Origin of the sequence: Pseudomonas sp. FIP_A4 (genome assembly GCF_036701605.1) — a bacterium.
GTDB lineage: Bacteria > Pseudomonadota > Gammaproteobacteria > Pseudomonadales > Pseudomonadaceae > Stutzerimonas > Stutzerimonas phenolilytica.
This window is the reverse complement of record NZ_JAYDXP010000105.1, coordinates 43,539-68,637: the sequence shown is the minus strand read 5'-3', so window position 1 is coordinate 68,637 and position 25,099 is coordinate 43,539. Positions and strand designations below refer to the sequence as shown.

The 25,099-nt window shown below is 60.9% G+C and carries 24 protein-coding genes; 13 read left to right on the top strand and 11 right to left on the bottom strand.

Going from position 1 to position 25,099, the window contains the following annotated elements; translation table 11 throughout:
* Positions 1-263 (top strand): nitrous oxide reductase accessory protein NosL (locus U8L64_RS02225; RefSeq protein WP_333393635.1); only part of this gene is annotated, 263 nt, incomplete at its 5' end.
* A 162-nt stretch (positions 264-425) separates the two neighbouring features.
* Here U8L64_RS02225 and U8L64_RS02220 read toward each other — a convergent pair.
* A complete protein-coding gene (locus U8L64_RS02220) occupies positions 426-734 on the bottom strand; it encodes a DUF736 domain-containing protein (RefSeq protein WP_043298282.1) in 309 nt (102 codons plus the stop codon).
* Positions 735-1,334: 600 nt separating this feature from the next.
* On the opposite strand from U8L64_RS02220, the gene U8L64_RS02215 reads away from it, so the two are divergent.
* The 6 genes from U8L64_RS02215 (at position 1,335) to U8L64_RS02190 (ending at position 6,940) form a co-directional block, all read left to right on the top strand.
* Positions 1,335-1,769: a LexA family protein gene (locus tag U8L64_RS02215; protein WP_077683463.1), complete on the top strand. Its 435-nt coding sequence runs from the start codon at positions 1,335-1,337 to the stop codon at positions 1,767-1,769.
* A complete protein-coding gene (locus tag U8L64_RS02210) occupies positions 1,756-3,036 on the top strand; it encodes a Y-family DNA polymerase (RefSeq protein WP_138301112.1) in 1,281 nt (426 codons plus the stop codon). The genes U8L64_RS02215 and U8L64_RS02210 overlap by 14 nt, the downstream gene beginning before the upstream one ends.
* 236 nt (positions 3,037-3,272) lie before the next feature.
* Positions 3,273-3,881 carry a TetR/AcrR family transcriptional regulator gene (locus U8L64_RS02205; RefSeq protein ID WP_333393631.1) on the top strand — a complete coding sequence of 203 codons (609 nt, stop codon included), beginning with the start codon at positions 3,273-3,275 and terminating at the stop codon, positions 3,879-3,881.
* The gene (locus U8L64_RS02200) at positions 3,878-5,029 is read left to right on the top strand and encodes an efflux RND transporter periplasmic adaptor subunit (RefSeq protein WP_333393629.1); all 1,152 of its coding nucleotides are present in this window, start codon (positions 3,878-3,880) and stop codon (positions 5,027-5,029) included. Before U8L64_RS02205 ends, U8L64_RS02200 begins: the two co-directional genes overlap by 4 nt.
* A complete protein-coding gene (locus U8L64_RS02195) occupies positions 5,026-6,231 on the top strand; it encodes an ABC transporter permease (protein WP_333393627.1) in 1,206 nt (401 codons plus the stop codon). Before U8L64_RS02200 ends, U8L64_RS02195 begins: the two co-directional genes overlap by 4 nt.
* Position 6,232: 1 nt before the next feature.
* Positions 6,233-6,940: an ABC transporter ATP-binding protein gene (locus U8L64_RS02190; protein ID WP_043298290.1), complete on the top strand. Its 708-nt coding sequence runs from the start codon at positions 6,233-6,235 to the stop codon at positions 6,938-6,940.
* A 166-nt stretch (positions 6,941-7,106) separates the two neighbouring features.
* On the opposite strand, the gene U8L64_RS02185 is transcribed toward U8L64_RS02190, so the two are convergent.
* From U8L64_RS02185 to U8L64_RS02150, 8 genes are all read right to left on the bottom strand, one after another.
* Positions 7,107-7,331 carry a DUF2188 domain-containing protein gene (locus U8L64_RS02185; protein WP_077683458.1) on the bottom strand — a complete coding sequence of 75 codons (225 nt, stop codon included), beginning with the start codon at positions 7,329-7,331 and terminating at the stop codon, positions 7,107-7,109.
* A gap of 188 nt (positions 7,332-7,519) precedes the next feature.
* A complete protein-coding gene (locus U8L64_RS02180; RefSeq protein ID WP_043298293.1) occupies positions 7,520-7,792 on the bottom strand; it encodes an HU family DNA-binding protein in 273 nt (90 codons plus the stop codon).
* 160 nt (positions 7,793-7,952) lie between these two features.
* Positions 7,953-9,848: a potassium transporter Kup gene (locus U8L64_RS02175; protein ID WP_052079047.1), complete on the bottom strand. Its 1,896-nt coding sequence runs from the start codon at positions 9,846-9,848 to the stop codon at positions 7,953-7,955.
* A 222-nt stretch (positions 9,849-10,070) separates the two neighbouring features.
* Complete coding sequence (locus tag U8L64_RS02170; RefSeq protein ID WP_333393623.1) at positions 10,071-10,760, bottom strand: response regulator; 690 nt, start codon at positions 10,758-10,760, stop codon at positions 10,071-10,073.
* Positions 10,757-13,411 (bottom strand): sensor histidine kinase KdpD, encoded by a 2,655-nt coding sequence (locus U8L64_RS02165; RefSeq protein WP_333393621.1) that lies wholly within the window; start codon positions 13,409-13,411, stop codon positions 10,757-10,759. Before U8L64_RS02165 ends, U8L64_RS02170 begins: the two co-directional genes overlap by 4 nt.
* A 103-nt stretch (positions 13,412-13,514) precedes the next feature.
* A complete protein-coding gene (locus tag U8L64_RS02160) occupies positions 13,515-14,816 on the bottom strand; it encodes a HipA domain-containing protein (RefSeq protein ID WP_138300005.1) in 1,302 nt (433 codons plus the stop codon).
* Positions 14,816-15,097 carry a helix-turn-helix domain-containing protein gene (locus tag U8L64_RS02155; RefSeq protein WP_043298336.1) on the bottom strand — a complete coding sequence of 94 codons (282 nt, stop codon included), beginning with the start codon at positions 15,095-15,097 and terminating at the stop codon, positions 14,816-14,818. Before U8L64_RS02155 ends, U8L64_RS02160 begins: the two co-directional genes overlap by 1 nt.
* Positions 15,098-16,050: 953 nt before the next feature.
* The gene (locus tag U8L64_RS02150; protein WP_333393616.1) at positions 16,051-16,971 is read right to left on the bottom strand and encodes a LysR family transcriptional regulator; all 921 of its coding nucleotides are present in this window, start codon (positions 16,969-16,971) and stop codon (positions 16,051-16,053) included.
* 63 nt (positions 16,972-17,034) lie between these two features.
* Between U8L64_RS02150 and U8L64_RS02145 the strand changes: the two genes are divergently transcribed.
* Positions 17,035-17,664, top strand: a complete 630-nt coding sequence (locus U8L64_RS02145; RefSeq protein ID WP_054093136.1) for a LysE family translocator — start codon at positions 17,035-17,037, stop codon at positions 17,662-17,664.
* A gap of 547 nt (positions 17,665-18,211) precedes the next feature.
* On the opposite strand, the gene U8L64_RS02140 is transcribed toward U8L64_RS02145, so the two are convergent.
* Positions 18,212-19,000, bottom strand: coding sequence for a helix-turn-helix transcriptional regulator (locus U8L64_RS02140; RefSeq protein ID WP_054093135.1), 789 nt, complete (start codon positions 18,998-19,000; stop codon positions 18,212-18,214).
* Between the two features lie 96 nt (positions 19,001-19,096).
* Here U8L64_RS02140 and U8L64_RS02135 point away from each other — a divergent pair, with 96 nt between their 5' ends.
* Together U8L64_RS02135 and U8L64_RS02130 are read left to right on the top strand one after the other, a co-directional pair.
* Positions 19,097-20,671, top strand: coding sequence for an MFS transporter (locus U8L64_RS02135; RefSeq protein ID WP_333393613.1), 1,575 nt, complete (start codon positions 19,097-19,099; stop codon positions 20,669-20,671).
* A gap of 74 nt (positions 20,672-20,745) precedes the next feature.
* On the top strand, positions 20,746-21,540 hold the full coding sequence (locus tag U8L64_RS02130) for an APH(3')-II family aminoglycoside O-phosphotransferase (RefSeq protein WP_333393611.1): 795 nt from the start codon (positions 20,746-20,748) through the stop codon (positions 21,538-21,540).
* A 119-nt stretch (positions 21,541-21,659) separates the two neighbouring features.
* Here the strand turns inward: U8L64_RS02130 and U8L64_RS02125 are convergent, their stop codons facing one another.
* On the bottom strand, positions 21,660-22,007 hold the full coding sequence (locus U8L64_RS02125) for a MerR family transcriptional regulator (RefSeq protein WP_054093394.1): 348 nt from the start codon (positions 22,005-22,007) through the stop codon (positions 21,660-21,662).
* A gap of 75 nt (positions 22,008-22,082) precedes the next feature.
* On the opposite strand from U8L64_RS02125, the gene U8L64_RS02120 reads away from it, so the two are divergent.
* The 3 genes from U8L64_RS02120 to U8L64_RS02110 all read left to right on the top strand — a co-directional run bounded on the left by U8L64_RS02120 (position 22,083) and on the right by U8L64_RS02110 (position 25,096).
* Positions 22,083-22,919, top strand: coding sequence for an aminotransferase class IV family protein (locus U8L64_RS02120; RefSeq protein WP_333393608.1), 837 nt, complete (start codon positions 22,083-22,085; stop codon positions 22,917-22,919).
* A gap of 342 nt (positions 22,920-23,261) precedes the next feature.
* Positions 23,262-23,867 carry a response regulator transcription factor gene (locus U8L64_RS02115; RefSeq protein WP_054093132.1) on the top strand — a complete coding sequence of 202 codons (606 nt, stop codon included), beginning with the start codon at positions 23,262-23,264 and terminating at the stop codon, positions 23,865-23,867.
* Positions 23,868-23,980: 113 nt separating this feature from the next.
* On the top strand, positions 23,981-25,096 hold the full coding sequence (locus U8L64_RS02110; protein ID WP_054093131.1) for a methyl-accepting chemotaxis protein: 1,116 nt from the start codon (positions 23,981-23,983) through the stop codon (positions 25,094-25,096).
* Positions 25,097-25,099 lie beyond the last annotated feature (3 nt).

Here is a 25,099-nt window from a genome sequence, read left to right as displayed (position 1 = left end):
TGTACGTACACGACATGGGCAAGAGCCAGTGGGAACACCCGGACGACGCGCATCTGATCGACGCGACCAGCGCCTATTACGTGATCGGCACTTCGCTCAAGGGGGCGATGGGTGCATCGCTGGCGAGCTTCTCCGACGAGGGGGCTGCGCAGAAACTTGCGGCCGAGCATGGCGGTCGCGTGCTGCGCTTCGAGCAGATCGACCAGGCCCTGCTGCAGGAGGCCGCGAGCATGCAGCACGGGGCCATGCACGACGCGCGGTGATGCCAATTCTCAATACCCACTTGTACCGCGGGCCTCCGCTCGAGGCGCAGGTGCCAGCTGCATAATTGGTGGCAGGCAGTGCTCGTTCAATTCCCGCGGCGCTGAAGTCTGGGCATCAGCGCCGGGGCGGAGGGTCCTGCACCCGGCAGGACCCTTTTTACCTTACTCCGGCTTGCTGCGATTCCAGAGCAGAGTATGCGTGCCGTCATCCTGCTCCAGCAGGCTGGCATATACCGTCGCCGGGAAAGCCGGGTCGTCGAGGCTAACCGACAGGTACGGGCGATCGGATTGGCTCAGCTTCTTCCATGCGGCGCCTATCTCGTATCCGCCGGCTACCAGGATGCGGTAGTCAGGGGCATTTGTGCTGATCTTTTCGTTGGGCACGATGGCGACCTTGGCTTGGAGCGTGAGGGTGCGCAAGGTACCGGTGAAGCCGTCGTTGAGGGCGGTGAAGGAGCCGATGTGGGCCATGATGTTTCTCCTTTCGGATTCAAGGTCGCGCCTATCGCGTCCTTGTTGTGATCCGGTCGGCGGGAGAGGGCGGGCCGCACTGCATGGCAGTCGCAACGCAGAGAAGAATCACCGGCGCCGAAGAATGTGCTTCGCGAGGAAGCCAATCGGCGGGGACATTGTTTGGTGCCGGCGGTTGCGGCCTCAAGCCCGAGCCCGCCAGGATTCACGACGAGCCAAGGACGCAGCGCCGACCGGCCGAACGGGGAATGATGGCCGTCCGAAACCTGCAACCAGCGCAGCACAAAGCTCACGCACCTCTCACCGATGCTCTTTAGGCGCCTGCTTGTCGACGCTGCGCGCGTTTCCCGCTCCCAGCATGCTGCGGATCCAGGCCGAATGGATTCTCTGCCAGATGATCGCCTGTCACGCGCCTGCATGAGACCAAGCGCAGCTGGCTCGGGCGTAGTAGAGCAGCACGATATTCAGCTGAATGACCGCACCGACGGAATCGGGATGTGCCCGGTCAAAAGCCCGACGATGCGAGGCGAGGCATTGACCACGCACGGATGTGCACTCAAACTGTATGCATATACAGTATCAATTCGCAGGTCATGCCGTATGGACCGCTATACCGTTCTGGGACAGCTCTTGCCGTCTAGCACCCCGTTTCCGATCTTCGCCAATCGCGTGCCTGCCGGATTTCCATCCCCGGCCCAGGATCACCTGGAGCGCCACATATCGCTCGACGAGTTGCTTAATCTGCGCGCACCGCACGTCTATCTGGTGGAAGCGGGGGGACGGAGCCTGGAGGGCATCGGGATATTCGACGGAGACCTACTGGTTGTCGACCGCGCCGCCAGCGCATGGTCGGGTGCGGTTGTCATCGCGGCGCTAAACGGCGAACCCATCGTGAAGATATTTTCTCGCCTTGAGGAGCAGATCGCCCTGCGTTCGGCCAATCCGGATTTCGCGCCGCGCTACGTGCTCGAAGGCGATGATCTGGAAATCTGGGGTGTCGTGCTGTACAGCGTCCGCCGTCATGGCCAGTGCTGATCCGGTCTTCGCGCTGATCGACTGCAACGCCTTCTATTGCTCGTGCGAGCGGGTGTGGCGCCCGGATCTGGCGCGCACCCCGATCGTGGTGCTGAGCAACAACGACGGGTGCGTGATCAGCCGCACCTCCGAGGCCAAGGCGCTGGGCATCAAGATGGGGCAGCCCTATTTCCAGATCCGGGACGATCTGCGCCGTTGGGGAGTGGCCGCCTTCAGTTCCAACTACGCGCTGTATGGCGACATGAGCGAACGGGTGATGTGCACGCTCGAGGGTATAGTGCCGCGGCTAGAGATCTACAGTATCGACGAGGCCTTCGCGGATCTTTCGGGCATGCCCGAGCCGCTCGAGGCGCTCGGCCGCCAGATGCGCCAACGCGTGCTGCGCTGGACCGGCATTCCGGTAGGCGTGGGCATCGCCGGTACCAAGACGCTGGCCAAGCTCGCCAACCATGCGGCCAAGCGCTGGCAGCGCCAGACCGGCGGCGTCGTGGACCTGCGCGATCCGATCCGGCGCGACAAGCTGTTGAAGGTCACGCCGGTCGAGGAGGTCTGGGGCATCGGCAGGCGCATGACCGAACACCTGGCGGTGATGGGGATTCGCACCGCTTGGGAGCTTGCCCGGGCTGACGCCAAAATGCTGCGCCAGCGTTTTTCGGTAGTGGTGGAGAAAACCGCACGAGAGCTTGCCGGAACGCCATGCCTGGACTTCGAGCCGGCCAACCCAGCGCGCCAGGAGATCTGCTGTAGCCGCATGTTCGGCCATCGTGTGCATAGCATCGAGCCCATTCGGGAAGCCGTGGCAAGCTACACCGCTCGGGCCAGCGAGAAGCTTCGCGCCCAGGCGTCACTGTGCAAGCGCCTGCGGGTGAGCATTCGTACCGGCATGTTCAACCCGGAGCAGTCACGCTACGCAAATGGCATTCTCTGTGAGTTGCCTTACCCGACCGACGATGTGCGACTGCTTACGCGCGCGGCGCTTGAGGGCCTCGAACGGATATACCGGGATGGCTTCGCCTACAGCAAGGCAGAGATCCTGCTGGTCGATCTCTGCCGGCGTGGTGAATACACCGATGATCTGTTCGCCACGACGCAGCCGCTGGAAACCGAGCGTCTGATGACCGTGTTGGACCAGATCAACGCGCGTTGGGGGCGTGGCACCCTGCGTCCGGGGCGCGTGGTGGCCAACCCGGACTGGGGAATGCGACGGGATATGATCAGCCAGTCGTTCACTACGCGCATCGACCAGCTGTGGCGGGTGTCGTGTTGAGCCGGGCGCCAGTACGCGGCGCTGCACCAGCAAACGCTGCATTCGCTATGGCAAGCCAATCTTCTTGGGGCGATGCGATTCCGCGTCCCTTCCACCATTCGCTGCCCGGATAGGCCTCGCGCCTCGGCGAGACAGCGCCATAAAGCGAGCGGCCTTGGTTCGATGGGCGTCATAACCATTGCAATTCCAGGTTCGAGCGCTAAGATAGTAATTGATTACTATCTTTTGAGCGACTCATGAACAATCCTTCGAAACATCTCCCCGCTGACGAGCGTCGCGCTGTAACGATCGAGGCGGTCGTGGAGCTCGCCGGGTCGAACAATCCCAGCGAGATCACCACCGCCGCGATTGCCAAGCACATGCATGTAACCCAGGGCGCGCTGTTTCGGCACTTCGCGAACAAGGACGCCATCTGGCAGGCGACGATGGAGTGGGTGGCCGAACGGCTGCTCACGCGCATAGACCGTTCGGCTCGTGGCATCGAGTCCGCGCTCGAGGCGATGGAAGCGATGTTCATGAGCCACGTCGACTTCGTGGCCGAGCATCCGGGCGTGCCGCGCATGATCTTCGGCGAACTTCAGCGCGCTGAATCGTCGGCTGCCAAGCGCATGGTGCAGACGTTGATCAGGCGTTATGCCGAGCGTTTGCAGGTGCTGATCGAGAAGGGCAAAGCGAACGGCGAACTGGCTGGCGAACTGGATGACGAGGCCGCGGCGATGCTTTTCATCGGCACGATCCAGGGGCTGGTGATGCAGTCGATGCTCGACGGCGATATGCAACGAATCCGCCGCGATGCACCGCGCGTCTTCGCGGTCTATCGGCGTGGCATCGAGGCTGCCGTATGAAGCAACCGATCCTGCGCCGCCGCGCGCTGGTGCTGCTGGCGGTCGTGGTGCCTTTGGCTGGTCTGTTCGGCTATGTGGCGTTGCGTTCCGGTCCTCTCGCACCCGTTGCGGTGACGGTCGCGGCGGTAGAGTCGCGACCGCTGACGCCGGCACTGTTTGGCATCGGCACCGTGGAGGCGCGCTACACCTACAGGATCGGTCCCACCTCGACCGGGCGCCTGCTGCGCCTCGCCGTGCAGGTCGGCGATCGTGTCATTGCAGGACAGGTGATCGGGGAAATGGACCCGGTCGACCTCGACAAGCGGATTGCCGCGCAGGCATCGACCGTCAACGCTGCCGAGGCGGCCATGCGCGAGGCGCAGCAGCGACAGAGCTACGCCAGCACCCAGGCTGGACGCTATGCACGACTGTACGAGGCGCGGGCGACCAGCGAGGAGAATGCTGCGACGAAGCGTCACGAGCTGCGGATAGCCGACGCAGCCTTGACCGCTGCCGAAGAACAGCTGGCTCGCGCCAAGGCTGATCGGGAAGTCCTGTTGGCGCAGCGCGCGGATTTGCGCCTGATCGCTCCGGTGGACGGCCTGGTGGCAGAGCGAACAGCTGATCCCGGCTCGACGATCGTCGCCGGGCAGGCCGTGGTGAACGTCATTGATCCTGGCAGCTACTGGATCGATGTTCGCTTTGACCAGGTCGGTGCCGCCGGCTTGGCGCAGGATCTGCCGGCTCGGGTCGTGCTGCGCTCGCGTGGCGGCCAGGCGCTGCAAGGTCGGGTGCTTCGGGTCGAGCCGATGGCAGATGCGGTAACCGAGGAGCTGCTGGCCAAGGTGGTCTTCCAGACGATGCCTGAACCGCTGCCGGCGGTGGGGGAGCTGGCAGAGGTCACGGTCGACATGCCCGCGCTGCCTGCCGCGCTGGTCATTCCCAACGCCGCGATCAGGCGTGACCACGAGACCACAGGTGTCTGGCAGCTCATGGAACGGGGCTTGCGATTTGCGCCGGTCCGCCTTGGTGCCGCCGATCTCGATGGCCATGTGCAGGTTGCGGCAGGCCTCGAGCGCGGCGACCAGATCGTGGTGTATAGCGAGAAGGCGCTGGCGGCGCACCATCGCGTGCAGGTCGTCGAGCACATCGTGGGCGCGCCGAGATGATCAGTCTCGCCGGGCGCGACATCCTGCATGCCTGGGGCAAGTTCGTCTTCACCGGGGTGGGTCTGGGCCTGCTGATCGGTGTCACGCTGGTCATGGCCGGGCTGTATCGCGGCATGGTCGATGACGGCAAGGTGCTGCTGGACAACAGCGGCGCCGATCTGTGGGTGGTGCAACGGGACACCTTGGGGCCATACGCCGAATCATCCAGCATCCACGACGACCTGTACCGCACGATCCTGGCCATGCCGGGCGTTTCCCAGGCAGCGAATGTCACCTACCTGACCATGCAGGTGCGCAAGGGTGCGAGCGATGTACGCGCCATGGTGGTCGGTACCGCGCCGGGCTCGCCGGGCGTGACACCGGGCTGGCCGGCCTACCTGGTCGCAGGGCGCCAGATCACCCGTGGCCACTACGAGGCGGTGGCCGATGTCGCCACCGGGTTCCAGCTGGGAGACCGGCTGACGATTCGCCGCAATCAATACATGGTCGTAGGCCTGACCCGGCGCATGGTGTCCTCCAGCGGCGATCCGATGGTGTTCATTGCGCTCAAGGATGCGCAGCAAGCCCAGTTCCGCAAGGACAACGATGCGATCTGGCAGGAGCGCCGTCGCACCGCGGTCGATCCCGAGCTCAATCGTCCCGGCGCGCCGGACATCCTCGGAACCGTCAACGCGCTGCAGGTCGCCAATCCCTACGTCAACGCTGTGCTGGTCACACTGAAGCCCGGGCATTCGGCGGATGGGGTGGCCGACTCCATACGGCGCTGGAAGCGCCTGACCGTGTACACCCGCGATCAGATGGAGCAGATCCTCGTCGGCAAGCTGATCGCGACGTCGGCCAAGCAGATCGGCATGTTCCTGGTGATCCTGGCCATCGTCAGCGCCGCGATCGTGGCGTTCATCATCTATTCGCTGACGATGGACAAGATTCGCGAGATTGCCGTGCTCAAGCTCATCGGCACGCGCAATCGCACGATTGCCGCGATGATCCTGCAGCAGGCGATAGCGTTGGGGGTGATCGGCTTTGCAGTGGGCAAGATCAGCGCGACGTTCTCCGCGCCGGTGTTTCCAAAGTACGTGCTGCTGATTCCGCGCGACTCCATTGCCGGCTTCCTCGCTGTCCTGGCGATCTGCGTGCTGGCCAGCCTGGTTGCCATCCGTATCGCGCTCAAGGTTGATCCGGCGCAGGCCATAGGAGGCTGACATGGCAGGCAACGGCATTCGCATCGAGCGGCTGAGCAAGCGCTATGGCGAGGGCGACACGGCGGTGTTCGCCTTGAAAGACGTGAACATGCATGTCGCACCCGGCGAGGTGGTGGGGTTGATCGGCCCCTCGGGGTCGGGCAAAAGCACGCTCCTCAAATGCCTGGGCGCGGTCATTGAACCCACGACCGGGCGGATGACCCTGGGCGACGACGTGATCTACGACGATGGCTGGAGTGTCAGCGACCTACGCGCCCTGCGTCGGGACAAGATCGGCTTCGTGTTCCAGGCACCGTACCTGATCCCCTTCCTCAACGTAACCGACAACGTGGCGCTGTTGCCGATGCTGGCCAACGTACCCAACGCCGAGGCCCGGCGCCGCGCGCTCGACCTGCTGGGCGCACTGGATGTCCGGCATCGGGCCAATGCCGTGCCCTCGCAACTGTCCGGCGGCGAGCAACAGCGCGTGGCGATAGCCCGTGGCCTGGTCAATCGTCCGCCGGTGATCCTGGCTGACGAGCCGACCGCACCGCTGGACAGCGAGCGCGCGATGGCGGTCATCCGCATCCTCAACGAGATGGCGCGCTCCTTCGAGACGGCGATCATCGTCGTCACGCACGATGAGAAGATCATTCCGACCTTCAAGCGCATCTACCATATTCGCGATGGCGTGACCCACGAAGAAGCTGGCGAGGGGCGGGCGTACTAAATCGTATGCCCACATAAGGGTGATTGCCTTGCTAGACATTGCACGCCTACGCCTGCTTTCGGCCGAACGCCGTTTAGCTGGTGCGGTTGGTGGCGTGCGAGTGATGCTTCGAAACGCTACCGCGTTACAGGCCGGACATGCTGCCAAGTCCAGCACAACCATGCACCTAGCCCGGCGAGCGGCGCGGATCGTTGCGACGCGGGTAAGTGCGTTCCTCGGAGAACTGGCCGCTGCGCTTGCGAACCTTGACCGAGCCTGTCTTGCCCTGCATGAGTTCTGCAGCGGCTCGAAGAATGTCGGCTTTCTTGCGCGCTTTTTTCAACACGTTGTCCGAGCCCTGCTCGACCAGGACCCAGCCGTCTTCACTCGGATTGATGAAGTAGGTTTGCATGTTCGCTCCTATGACTGTTCGCCTTGTTTGGCGCAGCCATGGAGCCGGAGTTCCCTTTTTTGCGTTCTGTCGATCAGTCCCGCCAGGGCTGTTCGGGCGCAACCGAACTCCCTGCGATGAACCGTGGATCGCTGGGGGAGGGAAGATGGCAATGGGCCCCGCTGATGGCGGGGCCGGCGGACTGGTCGTTAGTTGACCGCGTCCTTGAGCGTCTTTCCAGGCTTGAAGGTCGGAACCTTCGCTGCAGCGATCTGAATATCCTTGCCGGTCTGGGGATTGCGTCCGGTTCGGGCGGCGCGCTCTTTTACCGAGAACGTGCCGAAGCCTACGAGACTCACATCCTCGCCCTTGGCCATCTGGACCTCGATGGTCGTCTGGAGAGCCTCGAGTGCTTTCTTGGCATCGACCTTGGACAGGTCGGCTGCAGCGGCGATGGCCTCGATCAACTCGGTCTTGTTCATGTGTTACTCCGCGGGAATTGAAGACAGCGCAAGGATAGAGGGGGCACCTGCGGCTGACCATGCCCTTTCTCGCTAATGCTGCGGAATTCGTCCCACGATGCCGCCGTCGGCTCACCTTCAGTAGCTGGACGACTCGTGAGCCTCGAAGCATTAACTGATGTCAGATTTTTACCTGTGCGCCGAGCTCAATCACACGGTTAACAGGCAGCTGGAAGTAACTCATGCTGCTATTGGCGTTTTTCTGTAGGAAAGCGAACAGACGCTTCGGCCACGTCACAAGGCCCATTTGACGAGGTGCAATGACTGTCTCGCGGCTAAGGAAGTAAGTAGTGCGCATCGGCGCAAAATCCAACCCTTCGATGTTGCACAAGCGCAAGGCCTCCGGCACGTTAGGCTCTTCCATGAAGCCAAAATGCAGAAGCACGCGGAAGAATCCGTCTCCGTAACATGCCACCTCGTAGCGCGATTCCTCGTCGACTCGGGGTACATCTTCACTCAAGACCGTCAGCAGTACGATCTGCTCGTGCAGAACCTTGTTATGCAGCAAGTTGTGCAGCAATGCGTGCGGCACGGCATCGGCACGTGCGGTGAGGAAGATAGCCGTACCCTCGACACGGTGTGGGGGTTGCAGACGAATGCTGCTCAGGAATGACTGCATCGGCAGGGCCGTTTCGTCCAGCTGTTCCAACAACCTGTTTTTGCCCCATTTCCAGGACGTCATCAGAACGAACAGCGCCACACCCGCGATTACCGGGAATGCGCCGCCCTGAAAGATTTTCGGCACGTTCGCACTGAAGAACATTGCATCGACAATCAGGAAGCCAGCCAGGACCGGTATTGCCAGCCAGCGTGGCGTTTCCCAGAGCAAAAGCATTACAGCCGCCACCAGTACGGTATCGATCAGCATGGTGGTGGTCACGGCTACGCCGTAGGCCGCCGCCAGCGCCCCAGAGGAGCCAAAACCGATTACCAGCAGCACCACGGCCACCATCAGGGCCCAATTCACCACGCCGATGTAGATCTGCCCCTGGGCCGCGCTGGAGGTGTGTTGCACCTGCATGCGCGGAATGTAGCCAAGCTGAATGGCTTGTCGGCTTAGCGAAAAAGCCCCCGAGATCACTGCCTGGGAGGCAATGATTGTCGACAGGGTGGCCAAGGCGATCATCGGCAGCAGTGCCCAGGCCGGCGCGAGCAGGTAAAAGGGATTGCGCGCCGCTTCGGGATTTTCCAGCAGTAGTGCGCCCTGGCCGAAGTAGTTGAGCACCAGTCCCGGTAGAACCAGCGAGAACCATGCCCTGACGATCGGTTTGCGCCCAAAATGGCCCATGTCTGCATAAAGCGCTTCAGCGCCGGTCAGCGCCAGCACCACGGCACCGAGGATGGTGATGCCGATGCCGGGATGCGCGACAAAGAAGTTGAATGCCCACCAGGGATTGACCGCCTGCAGAACTTCGGGGCGCGCAACGATGCCCTTGATACCAAGCAGCCCCAGCATGCTGAACCACAACACCATGACTGGCCCAAACAGGATGCCGATTCGTGCCGTGCCGTGTTTCTGAATCAGAAACAGCCCCACGAGCAACACAACGGTGGTTGGTATCACCCAATGCCCAACGCCAGGCAGGGCGACTTCGAGTCCCTCGACTGCAGAGAGCACGGAAATCGCCGGGGTGATCATGCTGTCGCCATAGAACAGGGCCGTACCAAACAAACCAAGTAGCAGCAGCACCCCACTCAAGCGGGGGTACGCAGATGTGGCACGACGCGCCAATGTCGTGAGCGCCATGACGCCGCCTTCACCACCGTTGTCGGCGCGCAGCATGAACAGCACGTATTTGAGCGAAACCACCCAGACGAGCGACCAGAGGATGAGCGAAAGGATGCCTAGAACGCCATCAATGTCGGCTCTGACCCCGTAATGGCCGGCGAAAACCTCTTTCAGCGTATAGAGAGGACTGGTGCCAATGTCGCCGTACACAACCCCTACAGCCGCTACCACCAAGCCGGTGGAAGACGAATGGACACCGCTGTCGTTCACCGTTGCAGTCTGGGAAATCACTCTAGCCTCGGCATGTTGCACTCGCGCGCAGACGCGCTTTCAATTGGCCTGCTGTGCAAGCCAACGCATGCTGCCGATTGTCTCTGGGTGCCGCGAGAGGTGCCGTAAAAAGAGCGTAAAAATGATCGCGCGTTAGCTGGCGCTGAAGCGGCGTGATGTACGCCCCATGGGATGGACTCCGGGGGCAGCGCCGCCGCGGGGTTCGATGATTTCTCGATACTAGGACGTCAGCAAGCGATAACCGACGCCGGCTTCCGTGACGATAAATCGAGGCGCTGCGGGATTGTCTCCAAGCTTCTGGCGTAGATGGCCCACCACAACCCGCAGATAGTGCGAGTCATCCACATGGGTAGGCCCCCAGATTTCCTTGAGCAACTGCCGCTGGGGAACGATACGCCCTGAATGCTGAGCAAGCATCGCAAGCACCGCATATTCCTTTCGAGTCAGAGGGACTTCAGTTTCATCCAGCGTAACCCGGCGAGCGGCCAGGTCCAGGCACAGCGATCCACTTCGCACCAACGTGGACGGTTCCGTGCCGCCTGCCTGGCGCAGCAGTACGCGAATACGTGCGAGAAATTCCTGGATGGAGAATGGCTTGTTTACGTAGTCGTTGGCACCGCCGTCCAACACCTGCACTTTTTCGCCTTCACCGGCGCGAACTGACAGTACAAGCACCGGAATCTGGCTCGACTGACGAAGCCTGGCCAAAACATCCTTGCCATCCATGTCTGGCAAGCCGAGATCGAGCACCGCAAGATCGGGCTGCGCGAGCGCGATCTGGGTCAGCGCCTGGGCACCGGTCGCCGCTTCCACCACTGTGTAGCCTTGCGCAGCCAGGCTGATGCGTAGAAATCTGCGAATCTGCGGCTCATCGTCGATAATCAGGATCGTTGCGCTGCGGCCATTCATGAGCGGTCGTCGTCCATCTGCGGTTGCGGGTGAAGTGGCAGATGGAGCGTCAGACTGGCGCCAAGACCTTCCAGTCCCTCGCCAACAGTTACGCGCCCACCGTGTGCCCCGAGCATGCCCTGGCAGATTGCCAATCCCAGGCCGGTGCCCTGGCCGCCGCGGTCGCCCCGGCCGGCGGTGTAAAACATGTCGAATATTCGCTCTCTCTCATCCTTGGGAATACCGGGCCCCTGATCGGCAACGCGTATGCGAAGCTCGTTCTCATCGACATCGACCCTGACTTCCATTCGGCCCTTGGAAGGGGAGAAGCGCGCGGCATTTTCCAGCACGTTGACCAGAGCCTGCTCGATCAATGCCGCATGCACGTAAAGCAATGGCAACTCCTCGGGCACCTTAACGTCGACCTGCAGTGGCGCCAATACTGGTCGTAGGCGCTGCAATGCGCCGGCCACGATGTCCACTGGCGCCACCCAGTCGCGGGCAAGCTTCAGACCGCCATGACCGAGGCGAGTCATGTCGAGCAGATTCTGGATATAGCGATCAAGCCGTTCGGCCTCATCGCGCGTGCCTTCCAGCAGTTCGCGGCGGTCGGTCGGTGGGATCTGGTCTCCGAGCATCAACAGACTGTCGATTGAGCCTCGCATCGCGGTCAGTGGCGTACGCAGGTCGTGAGACACCGATGCCAACAGTGCGGAGCGCAACTCCTCGGTCCTACCATGTAGGCGCGCCGCCTCGAGCGCCTGTGCCAGTTGCGAACGCGTCAGGGCTTGCGCAACGGGTTGGCCGAGAGCAGCAATCAATCGGCGCATTTCCGGCGGCAGCGGACGCCCGTTCCGGGGTGTCACGCCGAGGAGTACTAGTGGCCCATCACCATTGGACAACGGCCACCACCACCAACGCCCGTGCGGCAGGGTTTCGGTGCCCAGCCCCGAAGGCTGATCGTGCTGCCACGACCAGTCGGCCGCAGCGCGCTCCTGCTCGGACAACGGTCGGTCCAGGCCGGCTTCGACTTGCCAGATGCCGTGAGCTCCGGGCGCCTGCAGGCTGACCTCGACATCTGGCCAGTGGGAGAAGTGCTGAGAGGTGACATCGAGCACTGCCTGGCGATCACTGGCAGCGGTGAGTTTGCGAGACAGGTCCAGCAGCGCCGCCGTTTCGGACTGTGTCTGACGCAAAGCCTGCAATTGTGTGCGCTGGCGACTCGCCAGATTTCCCGTGAGCGCAGCCATCAAGAGAAAGAACAATAGGGTCAGCACGTCTTGCTGGCGATGAATCTTGAGCGACATCAGCGGCTCGAGGAACAGCAGGTTGTACGCCAGGAACGATAAACCGGCACAAGCCAGGGCTGGTCCTAGGCTGCTGCGCACCGCCACGACCAGAACGGCGGCAAGGAAGATCAACGAGATATTCGGAAGTTCGAGCAGCCGGGACAATGCCAGCGCTATCGGTGCAGCCAAGGCCACCGCAATCGGTGCCAGCAGGTATTCGCGCCAGCGTATGGCCGTTGGCAGCTGGCGGGGGGATGCGGCACGCTCGGTGGGAGCATCCAGCACGCAGATTTCCAGCCCGGTGCCTGAGGCGAGCAGGCGCTGCGCAACGCTACGGCCCAGGTGCAAGCGTCGGCGTAGGCCGGTTCGGCTGCACCCGACCAGCAGCATGCTCGCCCGCCGCGCGTGTGCGTGCTCAATCAGGGTCTCGGCCACCGAACCGCCACGCAGTGAGACGACTTCGCCTCCGAGGCGCTCGGCAAGGCGTTGCGCGGCCTGCAACCTGCCTAGGCGCTCTTCGTCCCGCTCACTTCCTATATCTACATGCACCACAGACCAAGGCATGTTGCGCCTATCGGCTACTCGACAGGCATGCCTGACCAGGCGTTCGGCCTGGATATCACCATCAATACCCAGTACCAAGCGGCCACGCACCGTGGGAGCATCCATCCCCTGTTGGCGGTAGCGCTTGTTGAGATCTGCATCGATCTGCGCGGCGGCGGTTCGCATTGCCAGTTCGCGCAGTACGGTTAGATTGGTTGGGCTGAAAAACGCGTCGAATACGATGCCCGTGCGGTCCGGCACAAACGACATTGCGTCGCGGAGTCGCTCGGCCAACTCGCGCACCGGAAGATCGACCAACACGATTTCGTCGGACTCTTGCAGAATCCAATCCGGCACGGTGTCCCGTACCCGCACTCCGGTGATCTCACGGACCTGATCGTTCAAGCTTTCCAGGTGGTACACGTTGACCGTCGCGAAGACATCGATGCCGGCCGACAGCAATTCCTGCACATCCTGCCAGCGTTTGGCATGTCGGCTGCCCGGGGCATTTTCGTGTGCCAGATCATCCACGAGCACGAGACGCGGGGGGCGCTCCAGGATGCCACCCAGATCCATTTCAAAAAGCGTTGTGCCGGCGCTGTCGAATCGTTTGAGAGGCTGCTGGGCCAGGCCCACCAGAAGGGCGTCGGTCTGAGTGCGGTTATGGGTTTCCACGACGCCAACGCGCACGTCCAGGGCTTGCTGCAGTTGTGCGTGAGCGGCCTGCAGCATGGCGAAGGTTTTTCCCACCCCCGGCGCCGCCCCCAAGAAGATCCTCAGTTGACCGCGTTCCGCGGCGCGCGGCGCGTCTGCCAGCGGGACGCGGGTATGTGCACTCATGAATTGACTCAGCGTTGATAGTCGTAGCGATTGTCTGCCAGGACGTGGGGCACCGTCACTTGTGTCCTTTGCGTCATCGTGATGGTCCCAAGTGGGGCGCAGATCAGGCCAGGCGCTGGGCCTGGTCGGCAATGATCACCTTGGTGATCGCACGCAAACAGCGCAGCTCTCCGGCAAGCGTTGGTTTGAGCGCTGGCTGCTCGCTACCCAGTTGTTGGTGCGCTCGTTCGGTCGCTTCATAGAGACTCGACGCTTCCTTCATTACCGCGTTGCGAAGCCGATCGACCATGGCACTGGCCGTCGCGGCCTTGATTCCCATCGTCAGGCCTGCCTCCACCAGATGAGCACGTGTGATCTCCTGCAGTCGCGCTACCTGGCCGATCGGCCAGGCCAGCGCGCAGCCCTGGGGCCAGCCATCCCGATCGAATGCGCGTGTCTCGTAAACGGCCGTGCTGAGCAGGTCATAGAAGGGGGCCAGACGGATACCGCCATGGTCGACCAGGAAACTCAGGTTCTTGAGATGTGCGTCCGTGTTGCCGACCAGTACGTTGAAGACCAGCCACTGGAAAAGCTGCGCACGGGCGATCGCGGATGCGGTACACAGATTGGCCAGTCGAGCCAGTTGCTCGATGCTGCCGGCGCTGTACTTGTAGGTTCGATCCAGACCGAGCAGTTGGCAGGCGTCGATGCTGTGCAGGCGACGCCAGTCCTGGCCATCGTTGCGCCGGTCAAAGCGCTGGATCAGGTACACCGGTTGCGGAACGTAGCGGCACGCAACGGCGGGTACGTGCAGTTTTGCCCTCGCTGCCAAGGTCATCACGAACCATTCGTTTATCACGGAGTGGGCGTACGACAGGTCGGGATGATCGGGTTTTAGGATGTGCGTGGAGGCTGTACCGCCCTCGGGTTCCTGAAGCCCATCGGGTCCCAGGATGACGGCGAGCTTGTGTTGTGCACCGGCAAGCGACATCCGCTTCCTGGCTTCATGGGTCAGTGGAATGCTGGGCATCTGCCGGATCCGTCGCGACAACGCTTCGTCGGGCAGGGGATGCGTTGCGTGAAGTACCTGGGAGGCGCCTTGCGCCAGCAGCGTCACCGAGCCCGCAGACTCGGCACCGTAGTACGCCAGCAGCGCGAAGGCGTCATGGGCGTCGAGGCGAGCCGAACCGGCCAGCAGCGTTCGCTGGCCTTCCTCGGGCAGCAGGTTGTCGAAGTACCATTGCACCGGCCGGTTCGTGGCGCCGTCGCGTTGTAGCCCTTCGACCAGCGGAATGCCAGGGCACAGCGCATAGGCATCCGGATGAGCCAGCCATTGCGAGGAATACTCGAAGGCCCACAAGCCGTTCGCCTCGTGCAGAGTGCCGACACGCTGCTCGTTGATCCAGGCCTCAAGCACGCGCGTCATCAACGCTGCTCACTCTGGCGCGCCATAAGCTTCTTCATTTCGGCCTCGTGCAGGGCCATCGCTTCGTCCGGAATCTCGGCGGTGAGGCGAATGCCCAACTGGTCCAGGACCTGGAATAGCTTGCTCCATTGCACGGAGTCGTCACCACGCTCGACCTTGCCAAGGAAGTTTTCGCTGACACCTATGGTGCCTGCGGTGTCGTCCTGGCGCAGTCCAAGTGCCTTGCGTGTGGCGCGTACGAGCGGGCCCACCTCTGATGCAGCGTCCAGCATAACTTTCATCATTTAATCCTCATGATCGCGAGGATAATAGCTGAGTCGTCGGGATCCGCAATAAAATCCTCATGATCGTTAGGATAATGAGGGAAAGCTTGGACCTGCAGGCAAGGTCCTCATGATCGTGAGGTTTGAAGCGCACAAGCGTGGAATCGATTTCGGTTCCCGCCAGGTCGCGGGTTAAGCAAGTGCGAGTAGCCGTGAGCCGAATAGGTTACGTAATCGGCTCATTTAATGAGCCGATTGTTCCAGGGCTCGCCTGAAACACAAAGGCCTGCTGCAACGCTTTTCCAGCACGACTGCCGTGGTGACTTTTGCGGGAACCGGTGAGAAAGCGTTGGGCATCGTAGGGCGTTTGGTGCAGCAAGCGCCAAGAAAAAACGCTTTAAAATCAATTACATGTTTGCCAAATAACCCGCATGGGGTGCAAGGGGTCGAGTGTTCGAATCACTCCGTCCCGACCAAATAACTCCACGATCTAGGCCAGTTCAGACATGAACTGGCCTAGATCGTTTTGGGCATGGAATATTGCAGCGCCGTTGCTGCGATCTGATCTACGGACTTCGTTGGCGAAAGATCAGAGCGACCGCGGTATTGAGGAATAGCGGGCAGGAGCGAATATCAGAGGATGCGCCGGTTCAAAATGGATTTTCAGATTCAGACGCCAGACGCCAGACGACAATCGCCACTGGGCTGATGACGATATGCGGCTGCTGAACCCGCCTCGGCCGCATTCTACCGGGCCTTGATCGGTTCAATGATGAATTCGACCGAATTTTCCGCGCTGTAAGGGAAGAGCTCCAATCGGTAGTCCGTCCATGAACGGATCATGTTGATCGAGCGGATGCGATATGCGCGGGCGTGCGCTACTTGGGGTGCGATTCCGACAAGTTTCGGCCCGTACCACGCCGAAGGAATGACCGCGTTGTCTGCCTCGTTGCATCGCAGGGCAAGTGCTTCTACGCCATCCGCCTCAGCCATTCAAGCAATGCGGCCTGTGGGCTATCGTCACGCAAACGATGCGGCGAGAAGAGGCAGTAGTGTGAACCGTCCTCTACAAAGCCGAATGGTGCCGCCAGCAAGCCATTGTCAAGATCGTCGCGAACGAGGTGCCAAGGGCCGATTGCGATTCCAAGGCCTGCAACGCTTGCCTGCAAGCTGAAGTAGAAGTGCTCGAATGTTTGTTCAGTGCCGATGGTTAGGGTTTGGCCTGTCGCCGTTGCCCAGTCCTGCCATGCGCTCGGGCGCGTGCGCGTGAGCAACCGAGGTGCCTCGGGGCTTAATGTTGTCATCCCCTTTTGCATACACCAGGCCGCTACCTTGTCGGGGCGGCAGACCGGGCCAGTTTTCTCGGCGAAAAGTGGTTCGGCGTGATAGCTCGCAGGCCAAGTAAAGTCGTCCCGCCGTATGGCGAGGTCGATGCCGTCGCCGAATGAAAACGCTCCCCCTCCCGCAACGAGTTGGACGTCTATTGTGGGATGGCGTGATTGGAAATCCGGCCAGCGTGGAATGAGCCACCGCATTAGCAAGGTAGGCTCGCAAGAAAGCACCCAGCGTCTTCTGCGGCGTGCGCTGACGCGCAACTCGCTGACAGCTTCCCGCATGAGATCCAATCCACCGGAGACAGCTTGGGCGAGGGTTCGTCCAGCATCGGTCAAGTACACTCGTCGACTACGCCGTTCAAAAAGCGCAATGCCAAGCTCGTCCTCGAGCAGGCGTACAGCACGACTGACGGCTCCGTGGGTTAAATGCAGTTCATCGGCAGCACGGCTGAAATTCTCCAGACGCGCCGCGGCCTCAAAGCAGCGCAGTGCGAGTAGCGAAGGCAGGCGCCTATCCTTGTACTGTGATTCTTGCTCACCACTTATGTCAGAAAGCATCGTTATTCATCTGCAGCAAACGTCCATAGTATTGGTTGTACCTAAGCCTACGACTGTATTTCAATGACTGAACTGATAGCTGTCATCACAATAACTTTGCTTGCGGTAATCAGCCCCGGGCCGGATTTCGCGATCGTGTCGCGCAATAGTCTTATGCTCTCGCGGCGCGCTGGGGTGCTGACGGCATTAGGCATCGGGGCGGGTGTGCTTATACATGTCGCCTACACCCTGGTCGGTGTCGGGCTTTTGATCCAGTCATCTCTCTGGCTCTTCAATACGATCAAGCTGATCGGGGCTGTATATCTAATATACCTGGGCGTAAAAATGCTCCGTTCTAAGCCCGGTCGGATGCCAGCCGATCATCTGGTGGCATCGCTTTCTGATGCAGCTGCACTGCGCGCTGGGTTTCTGACCAACGCGCTGAACCCCAAGGCCACTATGTTCATCGTCAGCCTGTTCATGCAGGTGGTTCAACCTGAGACGCCAATGGCGGTGCAGCTTGGCTATGGAGCTTTTATCTCAGCGGCGCATATGGCGTGGTTCAGTCTTGTGGCGCTCTGCTTCACCACAGGGCCCGTGCGCTCTCGATTACTGGCTGTGCGTCATTGGATCGACCGGGGTTTTGGCGGGCTTTTGGTTGTATTCGGTATCCTGCTGGCGGCCGAAAACGGGCCGTCGCATCCGAGCGAATAGCATCGGATGAATTCATTCACTCATATAGCTTTTAGGTGGAAGCGCCCGAGGGCTGTCCGGTGCTGGCAAGGGCGTACTCAGCAATGATAGTCCGCGGTCGGTTACCAGCTTCTGATGCCGGTGGTACGGACGGTTGCTGACGCCGGGGATTGCACGGTGCCGGCAAGTGAGCGCGACGGCAAAAGCAGAAAAGGGACTTAGCCCCCCCCTTAGGCTAGGCGAGTCCGTACTCAATCATCGAGACCATCGCGCGGCCGAACACGACGACGTGGTCCATAGTACGCACGCCAATCAACGCTAGCGCCCGCTTCAGGCATTCTGGTCAATGCCTTGTCCGCTTCGCGCGGCTCCGGATGCTCGCTCGGGTGGTGGTGAGCGAATACGGTTGCCGAATGAGTCGCAGGGCTGCCGTGACTACTCCTCGCCGATTCACCGATGTGCTGTCGATGGTCCCGCGAAACAGCACGGCCAGCACGCCGTTGCAGATGAAGGGAAACAGCAAGATCGCCTCTTTATCCTTGGCACGTGGCATCGCACTAACAGGCGCTTATGCTTGGAGATACACAACCATCCTCAGGTGCCGATACTCATCCACGATCAGAGTTTCGTGATGAAACCTGTGCAGTGTGCCCCCTACGTCCACAAGGGAACTAAGGCCACGCTGCGCGACCGCCCCGCGGGGTTCGGCCCATTCGCGGCGAAAGCTCGGTGCCAGCGATTGAAGCGTTTCGATAAGCTCGAGCATCGTTGGATCTTCGGGCGCGGTGGCTACGTCATATTTGAACTGGGCCATGAGTCCTGGAGCGTCGCTTTCCCAGTCTGGCAATCGTCGACGCATGTCGGGGGCGGCAAAGGCCAGATACAGCAGGTTGCGATCCCGCAAATCTCTAGAACCGAACTGAAAAAGATCATCCGCGGCCGCGTTCCACGCAATGACATCCCATCGAAGGTTCTGCACATAGGCCGGCCTAGGCAGTTCGTCCAACAACTGCTGTATCCCCGTCGATACTGATGCGGGCTGGCGAGCTTCGGGTGATGGTGGTCTGCGGTGTGCAAGAAGAAACAAATGATTGCATTCGGCGTCGTCCAGTTTTAGGGCATAGGCAATGCCCAAGAGGAAATTCTCCGATACCTGGATCTCACGCCCCTGTTCAAACCACGTGTACCAAGACAAACCGACACCTGCGAGCGCCGCGACTTCCTCCCGGCGCAGTCCTGGCGTACGGCGGCGTCCGGTGGACGGTAGCCCGACGTCCGCTGGAGTCAGCTTCTGTCGATGGTGCAGGAGAAACGCTGATAGCTCCTTGCGTGTGCGCCTAAGGCTTCGATCAGACACGGCGGTTGTTCCTGACAATAGGATAACTAGCAAAATTGTAATGGGCTAATCGTGCCGCGATGATGTCGCTTCCGCAACTTGATACGTGAGGGCACGATGAGTATTTCCTTGGAATCCAGGTCTTCTGGAACTCGAACCGTTGTTTCCTCAGCCGTGGGCGGCAAACGAGCCGGGCCTCGGGCCTGGGCCGGGCTGGCATTGCTGTCGCTGCCTACGATCATGCTGGGTCTAGACTTGACGCTGTTGCATCTGGCACTACCGGCGCTTGCACTTGACCTCAAACCGACCAGCGTGCAGGCGCTTTGGATCATGGATGCGTACGGCTTCTTCATCGCGGGCTTCCTGATCACGATGGGAACGTTGGGTGATCGTATCGGACGGCGCAAGATGCTGTTGATCGGTTCGGTAGCCTTCGCCCTGGCTTCCGTGGTCGCCGCGTTTTCAACCAGTGCCAACATGCTGATAGTGGCGCGTGCTGCTCTCGGGATAGCAGGGGCAACGCTGATGCCCTCGACGCTTGCGCTGATCAGCAATCTGTTCTCGGATCCTCGTCAACGGGCGCTTGGCATAGGCATCTGGGCAACGATGTGGGGTGTTGGGTCAGCATTGGGACCGGTAGTCGGCGGGCTTATGCTCGAATGGTTCTGGTGGGGGGCTGCGTTTCTGCTGGTGGTACCCGCTGTGATATTGCTGGTGCTGCTCGGGCCGTTTGTCTTGCCTGAATATCGTTCGGCCGAGGCCGAGCGACTGGATTTTGTGAGCGTCCTGCTGTCCCTGGCTGCGACGTTGCCATTCGTCTATGGCGTCAAGCAGATCGCCAAGGAAGGCCTTGTTCTGGATGCCGGTTCGGCCATCATCGTCGGGTTACTGTTTGCGTGGCTCTTTGTGAGACGTCAGCACCTACTGTCAGACCCTCTGCTTGATCTGTCTCTGTTTTCCAATCGGGCGTTCTCCGTTGCGCTTGCTGTGCTGCTGTTCGGTCTGGTCGCGGTTGGCGGCACCATGCTGCTTGTTGCCCAGTATCTGCAGCTTGTCGCCGGATACTCGCCGTCGGATGCCGGACTGTGGATGGGACTGGCCGCACTGGCGATGATCTTCGGTGGCATCGGCGCTCCGCTATTGGCCAGGGTGATACGCCCAGGCTTTGTTGTTGCTGGAGCCTTGGCGTTGTCCGCGGCGGGTTATCTGCTGCTCGTGCAGGTAACGGACGTGAGCACGGGCGTTCTATTGGCTGTTGTTTCGCTTGCCTTGGCTTACTTGGGTAATGGAACGATCGCGGCGCTGGGCACCGATCTGGCGGTTGGTGCCGCACCAGCAGGGAAAGCTGGGTCGGCCTCGGCGATGACCGAGATGGTGCAGGACCTCGGAATATCGTTCGGCATCGCGTTGCTCGGCAGTATCGCCGGGGCCATTTATCAACGCACCATCACCCCTTTGCTTGCCGGCGATCTGTCGGCAGGTGCACGGGAGGCGGTGGCAGACAGCCTTTGGGCTGCTTCTGCGAGCGCCTCGGAGTTGCCGCCTGACCTGATTGCTCATGCGCAAGCTGCTTTCGTGGCCGGTCTTCAGGGCGCTGCCTTATTCAGTGCCGCGAGCGTTGGCGTGTTGGCGGTGATTTCAGCAGTTGCGCTGCGGCATCTGCGCTCAAATGGCGTAGATGTCGAGCGTTAGCCGTTCGGCGCTTGCGCCGCCGGTACGATCGGTACTCAAGGGAATATCGATACGACAATGTTGAGGTAGATGCCATGAATGACAAGGCTAGGCTTATTGAACGGTCGCCGGCTGCCTGGAGGAGCCTGTTAGCTGGTTACCAATGGGCTTTGCAGAAGCAGGGGTGTTCAGGCGCTGCGGTGTTTCGGCTCACCGCGTCCGGCCAGCCCTCACTGTTTGTAAAATCCGAGCCAAGTGATCCGCTCTGTGAGCTGCTGGGCGAAGCGGCGCGCCTACGCTGGTTGGAACGCACTGGTATCCCTTGTGCGCGCGTCATCGATGTACTTAGCGAGGGTGGAAGAGATTGGCTACTTATGGGTGAGGTACCAGGAGTGGATCTGCTGTCGTCATCACTCGACCCTGAAAAGAAGGTGGCGATTATGGCCGACGCCGTTCGCATGCTCCACGAGCTCGATTCGTCCACATGCCCATTCGATCATCGGGCAGAACTCCGGATCCACCGCGCGCAGGCCCGAATGGATGCCGGACTTGTGGATGACGACGATATCGATGATGACCATCGTGGCCTTTCTTCAAACGAATTGCTCGCCAGGCTTCATGAGCAAAGGCCAGCGGTCGAGGATCTGGTTGTCACCCATGGCGATGCATGTCTACCCAACATCATGGTTGAAGGGGGCCGTTTCTCGGGCTTGATCGACTGTGGCCGACTAGGTGTAGCTGACCGATACCAGGACCTGGCGCTGACCTGCCGCGATATCGGCGAGGAGCTGGGAGAGGAGTGGGTTCCGCCGTTTCTGGAGCGCTACGGGATCGAAGTCTTCGATTCGGCTCGTGCGCGGTTCTATCGGCTGCTGGATGAATTCTTCTAAGGGTGGTTCGGCGGTGCGCATCCAATCATGCTCGCGCCGCCGCTCAAACCAAAGGAAGTAGCGCAGGCAATCGGGAGAAGGGGATGCTCCTCGCTGAATACCCCATAAGCAGTCCGGCTTCACTGCACTTCCGCGAGAAACCTCTCAAGCACCTTTCGGCTTTGCATGAGCGTTTCGGTTTTCTGATCGATCAGTGCGATCTGCTCGACCAGCGTGGAGCGGAGCTCGTCGCACGGCTCCAACAGATGACCTTCGCCTCGGATGCACGGCAGAAAATGCTTGATCGTCGCGAGCGTCATGCCTGCGGAGCCGAGGAGTTTGATTCGCTCGACCGTTTGCTCTTCGCGAGGCCCATACTCCCGGAAGCCGCTTTGAGTGCGTCGCGGCTTGAGGAGTCCTTCCTCTTCGTAGTAGCGCAGCATGCGAATGCTCACCGCGCATCGCCTGGATAGTTCACCGATCTTCATGTTGAGGCTTGACTCTGACAGCGCTGTCATAATTTACATTCGATGCTCCCAATCGCAAACCGAGGAGCATCTCCTATGAAATCACATTCGGAAACCTACCCGATTCTGCTCAACGACGGACCTGCACGCGGGCGCGACCTGGCGCCGCTCGCGTTTGCAGGGTTTGCTCACTTCACTGCTTTGCAGGTGCGGGCGCGTCGGATCAAGGGTCTGGATTTGCATCTGGCACGCTTGCGCAATGCCTCGATCGACCTGTTCGGTCGGGCGCCATCCAACGATAGCGTGACGCGCAACATCCGACGGGCGATTGAAGATGGACCTCAGGACCAATCGCTCACCGTAACGGTGTTCTCTCCGGAGGGCGAATTCTCCGTGGGGAGCAGCGACACCGAGCCGAGCATCCTGGTTCGTACTGGGCCGCCGTCAGATGGTCCCAAGGGGCCGCTTCGGTTGAGTGTGGTCGAGCATGAGCGATACTTGCCGACCATCAAGCACGTTGGTGAGGGTGCAAAAACCCACTATCTACGGCAAGCCGCGGCGCAGGGCTTCGACGATGCGGCTTTTGTAGACCGGCACGGTCGCCTGAGCGAGGCGACCATCTGGAACTTTGCCTTTTGGGATGGACGTTCAGTGGTCTGGCCGCGAGCGCAGATACTGGCCGGAACGATGATGGGGATGATCCAGCGCCAGCTGAGCGGACTTGGTATCGCGCAACGGCATGAGGAGATCGTCCTCGACGACGTGGCGAACTTCGCTGGCGCGGTGGTCATGAATTCCTGGACGCCGGGTGTCGCGGTCACGGCTTTCGGGTCCGTCAGCGTTCCGCAAGCGCCAGCCTTCATCGACGTGCTGCAGGCCGCTTTCGAGTCCGAGCGCGCTTCGGAGATAGGGGCGAGTTGCGACGTGCGCTAACAGTTGCCGCACATGCTGCGTGGTTGTCTGTATGCAGGAATTGGGACGATCTGCCCACCGGCTGCTGCCCCGGCTAGGCCTATCGAAGCTGGACGCCAATTCAAACGCGAGCCCCTGCAGGCGAGAGGACTGCCTAACGAAACCAACTCTTTGTAAAATCCCTACAAAATCCAGTTACTTAACGGTAACTGGATTTTTTAGGTCTGATATTTTCGAGTGTCTTCGAGTTTTGCCTCGCTTTTGCCCAGCGGGTTCTACCCGTTAGCCTAGGTGGATGCGAATAAAATCCTCGGGCTGGCGAGCTAAAATGACGCCCTGGGCGAACTAACCTGTTGGGAGCTTATGAACATAGCCGCAGCACAGGGCAGCGTATTTCTAATCGACGATGATCCCTACATTCTTGATCTGCATGCTGCGCTGCTTCGATCCATACGCCTAAACGTCAACTGCTTCGCGTCGCCGGCGGCGTTCTTGGATGCAAGCGTTTCTTTAGGCGTTGCTTGTATCCTGTCCGATGTGCGCATGCCTGTGATGGGCGGACTTCAGCTTCAAGCCGAGCTGCTTGCGCGTGGTGTTGATACACCCATCATTTTTATTACCGGCCATGCCGATGTGGCGACCGCCGTGGAAGCTATGCGCAGGGGGGCGTTTGATTATGTCGAAAAGCCTGTGCATGGCCAGCACTTGCTGGATCGCGTCAACGCCGCTCTGGCAGTAAGCCTAGAGCGACACGATAAACGCTTGCAGCGGCAGACCCGCGAAGCGCGTTTGTCGCTGTTGTCCGCACAAGAGCGAAAAATCGCGCAATGGGTGGTGCAAGGCCTCTCCAGTCGCGAGATCGCCGAGTTGGCGAGCCTGAGCGTACGCACGGTCGAAAACCATCGCGCGCGCATCATGGACAAGTTGCACGTGGCATCGGTGGTGGAGCTGGTCCGCCTACTGCTCTGAGCTGCCCGCATGGGTAATTTCCCCTTGACCCGTTGAGTAGTTCTACTCATGGCAGTTCGCCGCTGCCCGACCACAATTCCCGCCTGTTGTGATGGGTTGGGGAATGAACGGGCATGCGACATCCGAAAGTGGTACAGGGCCTGGCGCTGGCCAATGTGATCCTCTGCGGAATCCTGGCTGAGCCCTGGTGGCTCGGCGTGGCGTGGGGCACCGTGGCGTTGTTGCTGCTGGGCGCAGCCATCGGCCGTCGCGATCAGGCTCAGCAAGCGCTGTTGCTCCAAGCCGAAACTCTCGGCCCGCACCTCGAGACGGACGAACAGCTGCAGTCCCTCATCGCCGGTGTACTGCCTCTGTGGGGCCGCCATCTGTTGCTCGCGCGTGGTCAGGTTGGCGAGGCGATCAATGGGCTGTCATCGGGTTTTGCCGAGTTGAGCCAGCGTCTGGTCTCAGACGCGCCGCAAAGCGGCCAGAGCGGCCGCGCGATCGAAACTATTCAAAAGGCCGAGCAGGGTCTGCACCAAATCACCGACGCCTTGCTGCAGACCCAACAGTACCGCGCACTGCTGCTGGCCGAAATCGACAGCATCGCCAGCCACACCCATGAACTCAGCCGCATGGCCGATCAGGTAGGGAAGATTGCCGATCAGACCAATCTGCTCGCGCTCAATGCCGCCATCGAGGCCGCGCGTGCAGGCGCAGCAGGGCGCGGGTTTTCTGTGGTTGCCGACGAGGTGCGCAAGCTTTCCAGCGAGTCAGGAGAGACCGGCAAGCTGATTCGCGAGACAGTGGCGACGGTGACTGCCGTCATCGAGAAGGCACAAGACCTTTCGGCTTCGTTCGCCGCGCGCGAACAGGGTGTCGTGCAGGAGTCGCAGCAGCTCGTCGAGCACATCGTGCATGACTTCAACGACACCGCCGCCATGTTGCAGGGCTCGCTCGAGCAGCTGCATCAGGAACGCACGGTGCTGGAAAGCGAGCTCAACCAGCTGGTGGTGCACTTGCAGTTCCAGGATCGCGTCGACCAGATCATGGGGCACGTCGGGGACGACATGCAGCGTCTCGAACAGGCGCTTGCGGCCCGGCAGGCCGGTAACGGCGAGCTGCCGGCGGCGGCCGAGTGGCTCGCTCGCCTTGGCAGCACCTACACCACGTTGGAGCAGCGCGCACTGCACGAAGGGCGCAGCGCCGAAGCCACCAACGCTTCTTCTTCCTCCATCACTTTCTTTTGAGTT